Source organism: Clostridium sp. 29_15 (assembly GCF_001916075.1).
In the GTDB taxonomy this organism is placed as follows: domain Bacteria; phylum Bacillota; class Clostridia; order Clostridiales; family Clostridiaceae; genus Clostridium; species Clostridium lentum.
Window position 1 is genome coordinate 44,291 of the sequence record NZ_MNRT01000035.1, and the last position, 15,941, is coordinate 60,231.

At 27.9% G+C, this 15,941-nt stretch carries 17 protein-coding genes; 2 read left to right on the forward strand and 15 right to left on the reverse strand.

What is annotated here, in order from left to right; translation table 11 throughout:
* Positions 1-11: 11 nt before the first annotated feature.
* The 5 genes from cmk to BHW04_RS07650 all read right to left on the reverse strand — a co-directional run bounded on the left by cmk (position 12) and on the right by BHW04_RS07650 (position 4,319).
* Entirely contained in the window at positions 12-668 is a 657-nt protein-coding gene (gene cmk / locus BHW04_RS07630; protein ID WP_186835352.1) for a (d)CMP kinase, read from the reverse strand.
* A 76-nt stretch (positions 669-744) separates the two neighbouring features.
* On the reverse strand, positions 745-1,962 hold the full coding sequence (locus BHW04_RS07635) for an NAD(P)/FAD-dependent oxidoreductase (protein WP_302699322.1): 1,218 nt from the start codon (positions 1,960-1,962) through the stop codon (positions 745-747).
* A gap of 78 nt (positions 1,963-2,040) precedes the next feature.
* A complete protein-coding gene (locus tag BHW04_RS07640; RefSeq protein WP_186835354.1) occupies positions 2,041-2,937 on the reverse strand; it encodes a MurR/RpiR family transcriptional regulator in 897 nt (298 codons plus the stop codon).
* Between the two features lie 113 nt (positions 2,938-3,050).
* Positions 3,051-3,596: a tRNA (mnm(5)s(2)U34)-methyltransferase gene (locus BHW04_RS07645; RefSeq protein WP_186835355.1), complete on the reverse strand. Its 546-nt coding sequence runs from the start codon at positions 3,594-3,596 to the stop codon at positions 3,051-3,053.
* 3 nt (positions 3,597-3,599) lie between these two features.
* Positions 3,600-4,319, reverse strand: coding sequence for a pseudouridine synthase (locus tag BHW04_RS07650; RefSeq protein ID WP_186835356.1), 720 nt, complete (start codon positions 4,317-4,319; stop codon positions 3,600-3,602).
* 188 nt (positions 4,320-4,507) lie between these two features.
* On the opposite strand from BHW04_RS07650, the gene ilvA reads away from it, so the two are divergent.
* Positions 4,508-5,713 (forward strand): threonine ammonia-lyase, encoded by a 1,206-nt coding sequence (gene ilvA, locus BHW04_RS07655; RefSeq protein ID WP_302699323.1) that lies wholly within the window; start codon positions 4,508-4,510, stop codon positions 5,711-5,713.
* A 48-nt stretch (positions 5,714-5,761) separates the two neighbouring features.
* Here the strand turns inward: ilvA and pyrE are convergent, their stop codons facing one another.
* The 10 genes from pyrE to BHW04_RS07705 all read right to left on the reverse strand — a co-directional run bounded on the left by pyrE (position 5,762) and on the right by BHW04_RS07705 (position 14,813).
* Complete coding sequence (gene pyrE / locus BHW04_RS07660) at positions 5,762-6,433, reverse strand: orotate phosphoribosyltransferase (protein WP_302631433.1); 672 nt, start codon at positions 6,431-6,433, stop codon at positions 5,762-5,764.
* A gap of 81 nt (positions 6,434-6,514) precedes the next feature.
* Positions 6,515-7,519, reverse strand: a complete 1,005-nt coding sequence (gene hypE / locus BHW04_RS07665) for a hydrogenase expression/formation protein HypE (protein WP_302699324.1) — start codon at positions 7,517-7,519, stop codon at positions 6,515-6,517.
* Positions 7,519-8,604: a hydrogenase formation protein HypD gene (hypD, locus tag BHW04_RS07670; RefSeq protein WP_302699325.1), complete on the reverse strand. Its 1,086-nt coding sequence runs from the start codon at positions 8,602-8,604 to the stop codon at positions 7,519-7,521. The genes hypE and hypD overlap by 1 nt, the downstream gene beginning before the upstream one ends.
* A complete protein-coding gene (locus BHW04_RS07675) occupies positions 8,594-8,833 on the reverse strand; it encodes a HypC/HybG/HupF family hydrogenase formation chaperone (protein WP_186835361.1) in 240 nt (79 codons plus the stop codon). Before BHW04_RS07675 ends, hypD begins: the two co-directional genes overlap by 11 nt.
* Positions 8,834-8,950: 117 nt before the next feature.
* Positions 8,951-9,865 (reverse strand): S66 peptidase family protein, encoded by a 915-nt coding sequence (locus BHW04_RS07680; protein ID WP_186835362.1) that lies wholly within the window; start codon positions 9,863-9,865, stop codon positions 8,951-8,953.
* A 102-nt stretch (positions 9,866-9,967) separates the two neighbouring features.
* The gene (locus tag BHW04_RS07685; protein ID WP_186835363.1) at positions 9,968-10,903 is read right to left on the reverse strand and encodes a hypothetical protein; all 936 of its coding nucleotides are present in this window, start codon (positions 10,901-10,903) and stop codon (positions 9,968-9,970) included.
* 119 nt (positions 10,904-11,022) lie between these two features.
* Complete coding sequence (locus tag BHW04_RS07690; RefSeq protein WP_186835364.1) at positions 11,023-11,751, reverse strand: HAD-IB family hydrolase; 729 nt, start codon at positions 11,749-11,751, stop codon at positions 11,023-11,025.
* Between the two features lie 67 nt (positions 11,752-11,818).
* Positions 11,819-12,631, reverse strand: coding sequence for a TerC/Alx family metal homeostasis membrane protein (locus BHW04_RS07695; protein ID WP_302622950.1), 813 nt, complete (start codon positions 12,629-12,631; stop codon positions 11,819-11,821).
* A gap of 170 nt (positions 12,632-12,801) precedes the next feature.
* Positions 12,802-13,767, reverse strand: coding sequence for a YbgA family protein (locus tag BHW04_RS07700; protein ID WP_302622951.1), 966 nt, complete (start codon positions 13,765-13,767; stop codon positions 12,802-12,804).
* A 59-nt stretch (positions 13,768-13,826) separates the two neighbouring features.
* Entirely contained in the window at positions 13,827-14,813 is a 987-nt protein-coding gene (locus tag BHW04_RS07705; RefSeq protein ID WP_302622952.1) for a hypothetical protein, read from the reverse strand.
* Between the two features lie 298 nt (positions 14,814-15,111).
* Between BHW04_RS07705 and BHW04_RS07710 the strand changes: the two genes are divergently transcribed.
* The gene (locus BHW04_RS07710; RefSeq protein ID WP_302622953.1) at positions 15,112-15,933 is read left to right on the forward strand and encodes a tyrosine-type recombinase/integrase; all 822 of its coding nucleotides are present in this window, start codon (positions 15,112-15,114) and stop codon (positions 15,931-15,933) included.
* Positions 15,934-15,941 lie beyond the last annotated feature (8 nt).

A 15,941-nucleotide genomic window follows, 5' to 3' on the forward strand; every position in this document is an offset into this window, starting at 1 on the left:
TCAATATAATTTTATTTTAATATATTTTCAATATAATTACAAATTATTTCAGTAACTTCATTTATATTATAATTTGAACTATCTATTTCTATTGCATCATCAGCTTTTCTTAATGGATCAACTTCTCTTGTGCTATCTATAGTATCTCTTCTAATTATTTCATTTAATATTTCATCATAATTAACTTCAAGACCTCTTTCAGTTAATTCTTTAAATCTTCTATTAGCACGTTCTTTTGCACTAGCAGTTAAAAAAAATTTGCATTTTGAATCTTTTAAAACCACAGTTCCAATATCTCTTCCATCCATAATAACATTATATTTTTCTGCAATATTTCTTTGTAACTGAACTAACTTAGATCTAACTTCTGGTATAGATGCATAGTTTGAAACTATTGCACTTATTTCTGGCATTGTAATTTCTTCTTGCACGTTAATTCCGTTTAAAACTAAATCATCATTTTCAAAATGAATTTCCATAGTATCAACTAATTTTACTAATTTTTCTACCTCTTCTGGCTTAATATGTTTACGTTCGGCCATTAAAGCAACTGCTCTATACATTGCTCCGGTATTTATATACATAAGATCAAATTTCTTTCCTACTATCTTTGCTATAGTGCTTTTCCCTGCACCAGCTGGTCCATCTATTGCAACTGATATTCTCATATTATACCACCTTTCAAAACTATATATTATTTTTATACTTTAAAATTATATAATCATTATTTAAAGTTCACAAGTGTTATAAATATTTTCCTGCCAAATATCCTGTAGATAATGCTATTTGTACATTATATCCACCTGTAAAAGCATCAATATCTATAACCTCACCAGCAAATGATAAGTTATTAATAATCTTTGATTTCATTGTTGAAGGATCTATTTCTAAAGTAGATACACCACCTGAAGTAACTATTGCTTCTTCTAAAGGTCTTAACCCCTTTACTTTACCTTTTATACCCTTAATAACACTTACAAGATTTTTTCTTTCTAACTTAGTAATTTCATTAACCTTCTTATAGTCATCTATCTTTGAAAGTTTTATTATTAATGGAATCATTTTTTGTGGTAATAAATCATCTAATGAATTTCTAAAATCCTTATTAATATATTTTTTAAAATCTTTTTGTACTCTTAAATCTAGCTCTTTATCATCTAAAGATGGTTTTAAATCAATAGAAATTGAATATGTATCTTTATAATCTATATATCTTGATCCTGAAAGTACTATAGGTCCAGATATTCCATAAGAAGTAAATTTCATTTCTCCTTGATTTGAATATCTAACCTTATTCTTACTATCTAGTATATCTAACTTAACATTCTTTAATGTTAAACCCATCAATTCTTTAAACCAGTCTCCATTTAATTCAACTGGTACCAATGAAGGTTTTAAATCAATTATTTTATGTCCTAGTTTTTCTGCTAAAACTTGCCCTTCACCTCTTGAACCAGTTAAAGGATAAGATGCTCCACCAGTGGCAATTATAAAATAATCAGCACTAACTTTTTGACTATTATTTATTTCAACTGATTTTATTGTATTATTTTCAAAGAATACATCTGTAACTTTAGAATTTAATTTAATATCCACCTTAGCCTTACTTAGTTTTTTAGATAAAGCTTTTATTATATCTGATGATTTATCAGACTCAGGGAATATTCTTCCACCACGCTCTATCTTTAATTTTGTTCCTTCACTTTCTATCATTTCTATAACATCATTATTAGTAAATGAATATAAAGCACTATATAAAAAATGCGGATTACCAGGAATATAATCAAAAAAGTCGCCAATATCTTTACCATTTGTTATATTACATCTTCCTTTTCCTGTGATAAATAACTTTTTAGCTATTTTTTCATTACCATCAACTAAAACAACATTATGGTTTTCAGCAGCTGTGATGGCAGCCATTATACCTGCTGGCCCTGCTCCTATTACCATTACCTTAGACATAATCTTTTCTCCTTTATGTTAAAAATTAAAGGAATTAACTTTTGCTAATTCCTTTAGTGTTACAATTACAATATTTCTTTAAAATTCATCATCATTATTATGATTATAAGAATATACATTATATTCTTTCCAAATCTGTTCCAGACTGTTAAAGGTAGTTGAAACACTTTCTTTCTGTCTTAATCCTACTGCAATTAGTAATGCATTAATAACAGACAATGGTGCTACTAATGAATCAACAAAGGAAGCCATATTGCTTTGAACAATTAAAGCATAGTCTGCTCTTTGTGCAAGTGGTGATATGATGCTATCAGTTAAAGCAACAATTGTAGCTCCCCTATCTTGTGCAAAACTTAATACATCAATAGTTCTATTAGCGTATCTTGGGAAGCCTATTCCTATTACAAGGTCACCTTCACCTATATTAATCATTTCTTCAAAAATATCAGAAATACCATAACCTACAGTTTTTACATTCTGCAATATTACATTTAAATAAAATCCTAAAAATTCTGCAAGAGCCATAGAACTTCTAAGTCCAATGATATAAATTCTTTTTGCTTCAAAAATATTATTTACAACATCTTCAAATGTTGAATAATTTATTTTTTCCATAGTTGCTCTAATATTTTCCATATCAGACTTTAAAACACCTTTAAGCGTATATCCATTACAAATATAATCGTTTGATAAATCAAGTCTTTGAACAGTTGTAAGCTTATTTTTAATCAGTTCCTGTAAAGATTTTTGTAAACTTGGATATCCAGAGAAACCTAGTTCAATAGCAAAACGCACTACTGTAGATTCAGACACCCCCACCGAATTTCCAAGTTTAGCTGCAGTCATAAATGCAGCTTTATCATAATTTTTAAGTATATATTCAGATATTAATTTCTGGCCCTTACTTAGTTTAGGAAACTTATTATGAATAATGGCCATTAAATCTTGAGCTTCATCGTTGTTGGTTTTATCCATTGTTAAATCCTTTCTTTTTTCAAATAATTAGCTTAAATTATTTTAGCACTTATAATAAATATTATCAATTATATTATAAATTTAAAATTCTATTTTTCAATATAATATCAATTTCATTTCTTTTCTATCACTATTAATAATGGTGCCGATTTTGCTCTATTTAAATATTCATGAAGCATGACTCCATATATGTTTTTAGGTAAGTTTCTTACATACTCCATGATAAAGTTTTCTTCATTTTTCCCTTCTGAATGCCCCCTATAAATTGCAATAGTCATTATACCGTTACTATCTAGAAGTTCTAATCCGGCTTCAATACTCTTCATAGTAGTTTTTGCTAAGGTAGTTATTTCTTTATTACTACCTGGAAGAAATCCTAAATTATACATTATGCAGTTTACCTTATCTTCTATAACATATTCATCAAATTTATGGTGAGAATCATTTACAACAGATACATTTTTCCTATTTTTAAGTTTATAATTTAAGCAAGCTTCTTCTTGAACATCAAATGAGTAAACTTTTTCAAACCTTTCGCACAGAAAATCTGTATCATATCCATTTCCTAAAGTAGCATCTATGGCTATAATTTTTTTTTCTAAATGATTTTCTATGATACTATGGGATAAATCGCTAATATCAGAAACATATTTAAACATAATTTATAGCTCCTTTATATATTGAAGTTCTTCTTTTGTCAGTTCTCTATATTTCCCCTGTTGTAAATAACCTAGTTTTAAATCACCTATAGATACTCTTTTTAAAGAAATAACTTCATGATTAAGAGATGAACACATTCTTCTTATTTGCCTATTTTTCCCTTCGTAAATAGTAATTTCTACAGTAGATATATATGAATTTTTTACTAAATCTTCTGAAATAATTCTTATCTTTGCTGGTGCTGTAACATATCCACCAATATCCAATCCTTTTTCAAACCTTTCCATATCTTCTTTTGAAAATACACCTTTACATTCAGCTATGTACTTTTTATCGATTTTAACTCTTGGATGAATTATATTATTATATATATCACCGTCATTAGTTAATAATAAAAGGCCTGAACTATCATAATCAAGTCTTCCTATTGGATATACTCTTTCTTCAACCTTAACAATATCTAGGATAGTCTTTCTTCCTTTTTCATCTTTTACAGATGTAATAACTCCCTCAGGCTTATTAAGCATTATATATACTTTATTTTCCTCTGGAAGTATTCTTTTGCCTTCGTATTCAACTATATCATCTAAAGTAACTTTAGTACCTAGTTCATTTATAACTATTCCATTAACCTTTACTTTCCCAGTTAATATTATTTCTTCGCATTTTCTTCTAGATGCAATACCGCATCTAGCCATATACTTTTGCAATCTTTCTTCCATGTTTTTCACTCCATTATTCTTATTCAAGCTAATTATATATTTTACTGACTGTTAATACAATATATAAATTTCATCTAAATTATTAGCTTTATTTATGTTTAAGTTTATATCATATTTTTCGCTATTATATGGTAAAATATATAGATAATTGAAATAAAGATTATCTTTTATAAAATTTGGGGTGTATTATGTATATTGATGAAGCAAAAAAAGCAAGAAAAAGAATTGAAGATATTATAGTTAAAACGCCATTATTACATAGCGATATTTTTAGCAAACTTTCTTCAAACAATGTGTTTATGAAATGTGAAAATCTTCAAGTTACAGGGGCTTATAAGATTAGAGGAGCTCTTAATAAAATCTCTCAATTATCTAAAGAAGAAAAAATTAAAGGAGTAGTATGCTCATCAGCCGGAAACCATGCTCAAGGAGTAGCTTATGCGTCTTCAATATTGGGAATTGAATCTACCATTGTAATGCCTAAAACAACGCCATACTTAAAAGTACAATCAACAAAGAATTATGGTGGAAATACAGTTCTATTTGGTTCATGTTATGATGATGCTTTTTTAGAAGCAAAAAGAATTGAAAAAGAAGAGGGAAAGGTTTTTATTCCACCATTTGATGATTTTGATATAATATATGGTCAAGGGACTATTGGTCTAGAAATCCTAGAGGACTTACCTGATGTAGACTATATAATATGTCCAGTAGGTGGCGGTGGTCTTATAAGTGGTATAAGCTTAGTTGCAAAATCTTTAAATCCTGGGATAAAAATTATAGGTGTTCAAACTTCTGGAGCGCCTTCAATGTATGAAAGTATTAATAAAGGTGAAAGGATTACCTTGGAACAAGTTAACACCATAGCTGATGGTATAGCTGTTAAATCTCCTGGGGAAAAGACTTTTGAAATTATTGATAAATACGTTGATGAAATAGTTACTGTAACGGAAGGTGAAATTGTTGATGCATTGCTATTATTAAGTGAAAAACATAAACTTTTAGGAGAAGCGTCAGGAGTTGTTTCTCTAGCTGCTCTAAATAAGTTAAACTGTAAAGATAAAAAGATTTGTTCAATAATAAGCGGAGGTAATATTGATATGCTTACAATATCAAATCTCATAAATAACGGCCTTGTTTCTGGAGACCGACTATTCTGTTTCTCAGTGGAGCTACCAGATGTTCCAGGACAATTAGTTGATATTTCTCAAATATTATCTGAAGAAAATGCTAATGTAGTCAAGCTTGAGCATAATCAATTTAAAGCAATGAATAGAATTAATAATGTTTTACTTGAAGTAACAGTAGAAACTAATGGTCATGAACACATTAATAAAATCATTAAACACTTTAACAGTAAAGGATATAAAATCAATATTATGTATAAAGGATAATTGATAATGAGAATTAAAAAAACAGTATCAGAGGATACTGCTTTTTTGTTAAGCTCCGTATATAGAATAATACTCTTCTATTCTAGCTTTTATTTCATCATCAATATAAACTTTTCCATTTACTTCTCTATTATATAGGTATTCAACAACTTCCTTCATTGAAACAATTGCATAAGTTGTGATACCAAAAGTTTCTTTTATTTCTGCTTGAGCTGATTTATCACCTCTACCCTTTTCCATTCTATCAACTGATATAACAAGCCCTTGAATTTTAACATCGCCTTGAGCCTTTAAAATAGGAGCTGTTTCATATATAGAAGTTCCTGCTGTCATAACATCTTCAACAATAACTACTCTCTTAGTGTCATCTAATTTAGCACCTAACAGTATTCCGCCTTCACCATGATCTTTTACTTCTTTTCTATTAGAGCAGTACTCAACATTTAAATCATATAGCTTATTCATTGATATTGCTGTTGTAACTGTTAATGGTATTCCTTTATAAGCTGGTCCAAAAAGCACATCAACTTCTTTACCAAAATATTCATTTATAGCCTTTGCATAAAACATTCCTAATTTATCTAACTGTTCACCTGTTGTATAATTTCCTGTATTAATAAAGAAAGGAGTTTTTCTTCCACTTTTTGTTATAAAATCTCCAAATCTTAAAACATTGCTTTCTACCATAAATTCTATAAACTCTTGTTTGTATTGTTCCATTATAAGCTTCCCTCTCAATTACGTATATTTTTCTAATCAATTGTAACATTAATCGTAAAAAAAGCCAATAAATTTATTTTTTTAACAAATTCTCGGTAATTCTTCACCTTTCATTGGAAAACATTTAATTTTAGCACCAATAATTGTCTCTAAGTATAAATTCTTCTTACCATCAGCAATAACTTCTCCGATAATAGTAGCTTCTTGTCCTTCTTGGCTATTTCTTAATAAGTTTAAAACATCTATAGCATGCTGGTTGGAAACAATAATGATAACTTTTCCTTCATTAGCCATGTACAAAGGATTTAATCCTAATAAACCACTGAACTCCGATACTTCTGAACTAATAGGAAGTTTATCCTCATAAATAAGCATCTCTTTGTTAGAAGCATCAATTATTTCTAATAGAGTTGTAATAACTCCTCCCCTAGTAGGATCTCTCATCACTTTTATTTCTGATGAACTATTTAAAATACTTTCTATTATGCCATTTAAACTTTGACAATCACTTTTTAGAAGAGAACTTTCACATAAATTATTCCTTTCATTCATAATGGCAGCTCCATGCTCACCTATTGTACCACTGATTATTATCTTATCACCTACTTTAATGCTTCTCATTCCTAATGGCCTATTTCTAGATATCACCCCTATGCCTGTGGTATTTATAAATAGCTTATCACCATTCCCCTTTTCTACTACCTTTGTATCACCACATACTATTTTGATATTAGCTTTCATTGCTTCATGACTGATTGTCTTTATTATTTCTTCAAGTTCATTTATCGCTAGTCCTTCCTCGATAATAAGTGAAAGTGATAAATATAAAGGAATAGCTCCCACCACTGACAGATCATTAACTGTTCCACAAATAGATAATTTTCCTATATTACCGCCATTAAAAAATATGGGATCAACCACAAAACTATCTGTAGTCATGGCAATTTCTCCTGATATTTTACCGAGAGTAGTAGCGTCATTTTTTTGCAAAAGAAATTCATTGCCTAAATATTTAAAGAATAATTCTTCTATTAATTTATTTGTTTCTTCTCCACCACTTCCATGTGATAACTGAATAAAATCCATTATTGCCCATCCCTTCTATACTTATAGTAATTATTACATGTGCCTTCATTAGAAACCATACAAGGTCCCATTGGATTGCTCGGTGTACATATTCTATCAAAATATATACATTCCATTGGTGTTTTCATTCCCTTAATTATGCTTCCACAAAGACATTTACTTGAAATTTCTATATTGTTAAATTTAACTCTAAACTTTTTTAATGCATCATACTGTTCATAAGAATCCTTTAATTTATAGCCACTATCACTAACTTCACCCAGTCCTCTCCAAAAGCTGCTATCTATATCAAAAACCTCTTCAATCTTTTTCCTAGCTACAATATTACCTTCTCTTTTTACTACACTCTTATAATAATTAATGCAGGTATACTCTCTTTTTTCTGCCATCATAGATAATTTCAAAATACTTGCCAAAATTTCAGATGAGGTAAATCCTGAGATAACCATTGGTATATTGTATTTCTCAGCTAAAGACTTAAATTCCTGGCTTCCAGTTATAGCACATACATTCCCTGGGCATATTAAGCCATTAATTCCTATATCTTTATCTTTAAGAATATATTCAATGATAGGTGGCATTCTCTTAATTGCTACAATAAAACTCAAGTTACTTATATTTTTCACTTTTGCCCTAATTAAAACATCGGCATATATAGGTACAATTGTTTCAAAGCCAACAGCTATAAAAACTATTTCATTTCCCTTATTACACTCTGCTAAAGTTAATAATTCTTCTGGAGAATATATAACTTCAATTTTCTTTCCCTTTGATTTTTCTTTTAATAAACTACTGTGGCTACCAGGAACCTTAAGCATATCTGCAAAAGTAACTATCACTACACCTTTATCTAACAAAGCAATAGCACTATCTATATAATTGATTTCAGTTACACATACAGGACATCCTGGTCCTGAAACAAGGTGTATATTTTTAGGCATAACTTTATCAATACCATACTTATAGATTGACATTGTATGTGTTCCACATACCTCCATTATCTTCATTGGCTTTTTAAGATAATCATTAATCTTTAGTATTATATCTTTAGATAAATTTATATCCTCCACAAGCTTAAACACCATTTTTTTCTCCTTCTAACACCGTTAATAACTCTTTAAAAATTTTTAAGGTTTCCTCAGCTTCAGCCTTTTCAATCTTAGTAATTGCAAATCCCGCATGCACTAAAATATAATCTCCTATCTTTAAATTAGGAATTAAAGTAGTTACAATATTCTTTTTTATTGTGCCGAAGCTTACTAAAGCATTACCATCCTTTATTTCCATTATTTCTCCTGGCATAGCAACACACATATAATCACCCCTCTTACATATTATTGTATAATATTGGAAAATGTTTTTAAATAGCCTTTCTTAGAATTTATGTAAAGCTTGTATAAACACAGTGAGATAATTAACATCTCACTATGTTTATACAAGCTTTATAATTTTATTTTTAGAATCAATAAGAACTTCAGCACCCATTGGTAGTGTTAGAGATGGCAAACTATGTCCACAAGCAACTCCTGTAATTATAGGTTTTCCTAAAGGTTTAAGCAACTCTTCAATAATTTCAGAAATTGTTAAGCTTTGCTGTGGCTTAGAAGCTTTACAATTTGAAAAATAACCTAAAATAATACCTGAACAAGCATTAATTTTTTTAGCTTGAATAAGTTGAAGAAGCATTCGATCAATTTTATAAGGTTCTTCAGCAATTTCTTCAATAAAAAGTATCTTATTATTAGTATCTATTTCATTATCTGTACCTAATGATGAACATATTATTGAAAGGTTTCCTCCAGTAAGCTTTCCACATGCTTTTCCCTCAACAATAAATTTAATTTTTTTACTCCGAGGATTATATAAATTACCCTTAAGGTCATTGGCAAAAATCATTTTTTTTAAACTATTTAATGTAAATTTATCGATTCCTTTATATAATTCCGTTGCTGGCATTGGTGCATGATAAGTAATCAAATTACATCTCTGATTAATAGCAATATGAAGCATAGTAATATCACTATAACCAAATAGTGCCTTAGGATTTTCCTTAATAGCTGTGAAATTTATCTTATCAAGCAATCTTGCGCAACCATAACCACCTCTTAAAGCATAAACAGCCTTTATATCTTTATTGTCAAACATTTCATTAATATCATCAGCTCTAAGAATATCTTCTCCTGCAAAATATCCATGTTCTAAGGTACAACTTTTACCTAATATTACTTTAAGACCTAAACATTCTAAAGCATTAATTGCTGATTCAAGTCTATCTTTTATTATTGGACCTGCTGGAGCAACATATCCCACCTTATCGCCATTTTTTAATGGAGTTGGCCTAATCACATAAACACTTCCTTTAAATATCTTTCTTTGTAAATATATTTAAATAACTAATATATTAGAATTATTCAATAAATAAAAGTCATCAGCTAAAAAACCAATGACTTAGATACATACGCTAATGGGAATTATTAAAATTGTTTCTCCTTCAATTTTAAATTTAGGTTGACTAGGTAATATTATTCCAGAGTCATTTAAATTATTGCCTATATCACAGCAACAATTAAGAAGATTTTCGTAAAATAAAGGCTGTCCCGTTTTTCTTAGTAAATGAATATTTTCATTTTTGCTACATATTTTAACTACTTTCCCTATAACTTTGCATGGGCATTCTACTTCATCAAATATATTTGAATAAGTATCAAAAAAATTTTTATTATTTACTATCACTACAATATCATTTCCTTCAGTCTTAATAATTAAATCTTTTGTATTATTGCTAGTAAGTAATGTTTTTAAATGTGCCATCTGCTTAAAAACAAGCTGAAAATTATTTAATATCTGTTCATTGCAATTACAATATTTTTTCATTTCAGATATTCCAATACAATTAATAGCATCATAAAATACATCTAAATATGCTAGTACCGACTCTGAACTTATACTTCCTGTAATTTCAATATAATCACCTACCTTTAAATCCTGATTTTTTCGCCAATCACCTGTAATACTTTTTAATAAATTAGAATTAACTAAACTATTCATAAGCTGTGAATGTAATTCGAAGCTTGTATAAATTCTTGTAAGCTCCTCTTCACGCCTACAAAATCTACGTCCATCTAAATTCTGTCTATTTTCTTTTCCTTCAGTAGTATTGCAGGCGTTATTAAAACTCTTCCCTTTATAACCGTCCCTTTCATCTTTCATTTGTCTATCTTCCTGAAAATATAAATCTTTATCTGTAAAATCAACTCCAGCAGAAATAGTTCTATCCTCTATCCACTTTGAAGTTCGTCTTTCTATATATCCATTTATAATAAGAGAATTCAAATTTTTAGTAAGGCCTTCATCAAGGTAAATTAGCAAGTCAGTAATATCCAAGATTAATAACACCCTTTCTTAGAGTATTTATTATAGATATTTTATTCCAATGCAAAAATAAATGTTACAATAATAAAATAAGTACCTATGCTTATTTACTTTAGCATAGGTACTTGCTATTATAAAATCTCTATTGAATTCATATCTAACTTATAAGTAACATCCTTTCTTTCAACAATTAAATTTATCTTTTCCTTTAAATTATTATCTTCTTTAATTTTACCAATTAATTCTTTTGTAGGATTTATGGCAAAAGGACAACCGACTGATTTAAACATTGTATAATCGCCAGAAGTATCTCCATAAGCATAACTATTATTTAAATCAATATTATACTTTTCTACTAATTCATTAATAGCTTTTTTCTTGCTATTTGAATCCCACATTGGTATTACTTCTCCATTATATTTTCCATTTTCATCAACCTCATAAATAGTACCTCTATAATCATCCATATGGTATTTTTCAGACATTTCTTTAACTAATTCTATTGGGGAACCAGAAATTGCAATAACAACATGTCCTTGATTTTTATGCCATTTTATTCTTTCTCTTGTGAAAGTATATACTCTATCACCTTTTTGCTCGATAACTTTTCTGGCTATATGCTTAATGTGTTCTTCCCCAGTTCCAATTATGGCTTCCATATATATATCTACCATCTTTAATAGATATGTATCATAATCTCCTTGTCTTTTATCCCAGCTGATATATGCAGGTCTTACTTCATTTTCCCACTTTTCTTTATCAACTAATTCATATTTAATTATCTTCTTAAATACTTCTGTTATTAATCCTTCTCTATATATTGTTCCATCAATATCAAAAAATGCTGCAATTCTACTCATATCTTACTCCTTCGTTTATATACTTTAATTTAACTATATATTACATCAACTATTAATTCAAGAAATATTAAAAAACAAATGAAAGCAAAATACTTAAAAATAATATTACCACTATTACAATAAGTGAAAGTAACGTAGGAATTGTTATATTAAAGAAGATAAGCAATAACTTTATCCCTGTAAATATTAAGATACACCCTACTCCATATTTTATCCCCTTAAACATACTATTAAGCTTAGATAGAATAAAATAAAGACTTCTTAGACCTATTATTGCAAAGATATTTGATAAATATACTATTACCACATTGGTAGTAATAGAAAATATCGCTGGAATGGAATCCATTGCAAATATTATATCCGAAGATTCAATCAGTAGTAAAATTAAAAATAACGGAGTTGCATAAAGTTTAGTATTCTTTCTGATGAAAAAGTATTCACCTTCTATTTCATCTGTAAAAGGTATTATACCTTTTAAAAATTTAACTATCTTTTTATCGCTATAATTAGTAGACTTATCTTCCTCTTTTATCATCATTTTAAAACCACTAAAGATTAAAATCACACTAAAAATGTAGGTTACAAAATGAAACTTATTGATTATTGTTATACCTAAGAAAATAAATATAAATCTTAGAACCATAGCACCTATTATTCCATAGGTTAATACTCTTTTTTGATACTCTTGTGGTATATTAAAATTGGTAAAAATCATGAGAAACAAGAATAAGTTATCTACACTTAAACTTAACTCAACTACATATCCCCCTAAATATTCTAAGGCAACTTCTTTACCTGAAATAATAAACACAATAAAATTTACAATGATAGATATACTTACCCAAAATATAAAATTTCTTACTGCTTTTTTTACTTTCATCATATACCCCTCAAAATTATATTCCCTAAATAATTTATATGTTGAATACATGAAATTTATTTCTTAATATCTCTATCTTCCATTTAGTATTATTTTGCTCTTTTGACCAACTTTATACCACATAAATAAAGAAGCATTTAAAATAATGCTCCTTGTTAGAATATTAAAGACTAATGTATTGATTTTCCAGAGTCAGTTACTTGTATTAACCCATCTGGATAAGGATGGAAAAACGATTGATTTTTTAAATTTTCTATATCAAATCTAATTATGTACCCTTTAATTAAATATTGCAAAACTGAAAATGGAACAATACCATTTCGATATTTATCAATAGTGCTCCAGATAAATTTTATTTCTTCATCAGAAAGCTCTTCTCTAAATTGCTCTATTGCTCGTAGGCATACATTGATATTAGATGTATATCTTGGTGTCCTGCTCAATAAAATATTTAATGTATTTTCATATTCATTTATTAAGGTGGAAAAATCACCATTGTCATAATTATAAATTAACTCATCCAATAGCTTTGAATATTTTTGACTATAAGAAATGAATAGCATTGAATTTTTTAAATGGAACTCTCTTAATTCTTCAAAACTATTTGATTTCTTCACTGATCTAAAATCAGATAAAATATAGATGTTGGTTAAAAAACGTTCTCTAATCTTATAATTTGTGAGCCTACCTTCATTTTCAACTAACAGATTAGGATACTTTTTTATTACTTCATCTGCAAATAATCCATTTCCTCTTTTGATTGAAGAGCATTTTTCTATCTTTGGATAAATCTTTGCATCCTTTATACCACAAGAAGGTGACTTGCTTTTTAAGATAAATCCATCTACTTCTCCTAATTCACTTAAGAACTTTGAAGTAAATCCTTTTAGTTCTTTTGTTAATACTATATTAGTCTTATTTTGTACTACATTATACCCATCATCATTTTCGACAATTTTCAAGGAACCTCTAGGCGTAGGGAGTCCACAGCCTTGTTCCGGACATACTTTGATAAATTCAACATAATCACCTAAAACTTCAATAAAACTATTAGGCTCCATGCCTCCATTATATCTACAAGGCTCAAATCCAAGACATTTACTAACAACTATTATTGGTTTTCCACTATTAGACATTCCTCATCCTGCCTTTCTTTAATATTCCTGTCTATTTATTATTAAGTAAAATATAATTATTAAAACTTTTTATTTTGCATAGATAGCTTTAATTTGAATATTTCTTCTTTTAATTTTTCAATGACTAAATCTTTTTCTTTTAACTTTTCGTTAAATCCTCTTTCAGTTTCTATAATCTCTGATCTAAATTGGTCTTTAAGGTTAGAAATTTCTTCAGTCTTATCATTTAAAATATTATGAATTTTATCGTTTAATGAATTGCTATATTCTCTATACTCCTTTATTTCAGCCTTTAGGCTTATAATTTCCTCTCTAGAACTTCTTTGATCTTCTTTAGTTATCTGTAGCTTTTCTTTAATTAGTTCATAATCTTTATATCTCTCTTCTAAAGACTCTAATTTTACTTTATACTCTTCAGCAACCTTATTGCTACGTTTTTCTTCCTCCAGAAGATCATTTAAAGACTCTATATGCATTTGAGAGCTTTTTATTATATCTGCTTTTTCTTTTAATTCTTTTTCAACATTAGTTAACGCCAGGTTAACTCTAGAAAAGCTATCTTTTACAGTATTAAGTTCTTTATTATTTTCTAGTAAGGTATTTTCTATTTCTTTTATTTTTTCTTCCTTTTTAGTTATAGTTTGTTGAAGTCTTACAATTGTCTTATCGCGATTTTTAATTTCCATCATTGATTTTTCAATTTGCTTTTCTTCTAAAAAACTAGCCATTTCTAAAGAATTAATATAACTATTCTTTATTGAATCTAAAAGATATGTAAACTTCTCAATTTCTGTTTTTCTATCGGCAAACCTAGTATCTTCAGTAATTTTAAAAACTTCATATTGATTTAACAATGCCGAAACCATACTTTCTGCATCATCAAACTTACTTTGTAAATCATTCAATCTATTTTTAGTATTTCTTTTTAGCTTAAGGCCTTTGGTTTCTAACTTCTCAGTAATTACTTCATTTGAAGTTTCTATATTTTCCTCAGTATTATTATTTTCTATTTTATTTTCTTTATTACTACTTAATACATTTTCCATAAAAAACTCTCCTATATATTTTATAACTTAGTTAACTATAGTTAACTAAGTTATCTGTAGTTAACTAATATTTTATATTATAACACAAATATATATTTTTACAATACAAATAAATGGTAAAACAACTTATAAAACTGCGTCTTTTCAGTAAAAAGCGCAGTTTTTATATAAAATCTTGATTTTAAGCCATTTATAAGCTATACTAATTTTATAAAATGTTAAAATACGCAGTTATAAAAATGCAAATACGCAGTTTTTAAAAAAGCAATTTAAATTTTCAGCAGAAAGGAATTTTTAAATGAATTTAAATGATGAAATGGTCGAAATGATGAAATTCTATGAATTTTATAAAAAAATAAAAGCAAGTGAAGAAAAAGATAAGTTAACTAATAAAAATTCTGAACTTTTTCATAAAACAGAGGAAGCAATTCATAAATCTAGAGAAGTAGAGTTAAATAGCTATAATAAAAAAGTAAATTCATCAAATAAAACAGAGGGAGCAAATACAAAAGATAAAAAAAGACTTAAAAAAAATCATATGGCTACAAGACCATTGGATAGAAACGAATATGAGGAAATAATTAAGTTATGTAATAGTGGTTTTACATATATAGATAAAAACACAGGGAAAGAGAGAACTTTTAGAAAAAATACTTCTCTAGCTTTTGCTTTTGTTTTACAAGCTACTTTAGGTTTTAGAGCAAGTGATATAGTTAATTTAAGGGTACGCGATTTTAGTAGAAATAAGTTTTCTGTTCAAGAAATAAAAACTGGTAAATGGCAAAATAGAGAAATAAATGATCATATGTATCAAAAAATATTAGAATATTCTATTGAAAACAACTTAGATAAAGATGATTACATATATCCTAACAAAATAAGAAATATGCAACAACAATTAAAGATAATTACTGATTATTTAGGATATAAGAACATTGGCACTCATTCATTCAGAAAGCTATTTGCTCATACCATATATGAAGAATCAAATCATGATATAGAATTAGTAAGACATGTCTTAAATCATGGTGATATCAGAACAACCATGAGATACTTAGGCGTAAGTCAAAAAAGAGTTAAAGAAGTTATTGATAAAATTGATTTTTCTTATATATTATAAAAGAAGAG

Excerpts from the sequence above, each read along its gene's own strand:
- BHW04_RS07705 (WP_302622952.1), bottom strand. The coding sequence starts at position 14,813 with ATGGAAAATGTATTAAGTAGTAATAAAGAAAATAAAATAGAAAATAAT.
- BHW04_RS07645 (WP_186835355.1), bottom strand. The coding sequence starts at position 3,596 with ATGTTTAAATATGTTTCTGATATTAGCGATTTATCCCATAGTATCATA.
- ilvA (WP_302699323.1), top strand. The coding sequence starts at position 4,508 with ATGTATATTGATGAAGCAAAAAAAGCAAGAAAAAGAATTGAAGATATT.
- BHW04_RS07695 (WP_302622950.1), bottom strand. The coding sequence starts at position 12,631 with ATGAAAGTAAAAAAAGCAGTAAGAAATTTTATATTTTGGGTAAGTATA.
- BHW04_RS07675 (WP_186835361.1), bottom strand. The coding sequence starts at position 8,833 with ATGTGTGTTGCTATGCCAGGAGAAATAATGGAAATAAAGGATGGTAAT.
- cmk (WP_186835352.1), bottom strand. The coding sequence starts at position 668 with ATGAGAATATCAGTTGCAATAGATGGACCAGCTGGTGCAGGGAAAAGC.
- BHW04_RS07710 (WP_302622953.1), top strand. The coding sequence starts at position 15,112 with ATGAATTTAAATGATGAAATGGTCGAAATGATGAAATTCTATGAATTT.
- BHW04_RS07635 (WP_302699322.1), bottom strand. The coding sequence starts at position 1,962 with ATGTCTAAGGTAATGGTAATAGGAGCAGGGCCAGCAGGTATAATGGCT.
- BHW04_RS07640 (WP_186835354.1), bottom strand. The coding sequence starts at position 2,937 with ATGGATAAAACCAACAACGATGAAGCTCAAGATTTAATGGCCATTATT.
- BHW04_RS07700 (WP_302622951.1), bottom strand. The coding sequence starts at position 13,767 with ATGTCTAATAGTGGAAAACCAATAATAGTTGTTAGTAAATGTCTTGGA.
- pyrE (WP_302631433.1), bottom strand. The coding sequence starts at position 6,433 with ATGGAACAATACAAACAAGAGTTTATAGAATTTATGGTAGAAAGCAAT.
- BHW04_RS07690 (WP_186835364.1), bottom strand. The coding sequence starts at position 11,751 with ATGAGTAGAATTGCAGCATTTTTTGATATTGATGGAACAATATATAGA.
- BHW04_RS07650 (WP_186835356.1), bottom strand. The coding sequence starts at position 4,319 with ATGGAAGAAAGATTGCAAAAGTATATGGCTAGATGCGGTATTGCATCT.
- hypE (WP_302699324.1), bottom strand. The coding sequence starts at position 7,519 with ATGGATTTTATTCAGTTATCACATGGAAGTGGTGGAGAAGAAACAAAT.
- hypD (WP_302699325.1), bottom strand. The coding sequence starts at position 8,604 with ATGGTGTTTAAGCTTGTGGAGGATATAAATTTATCTAAAGATATAATA.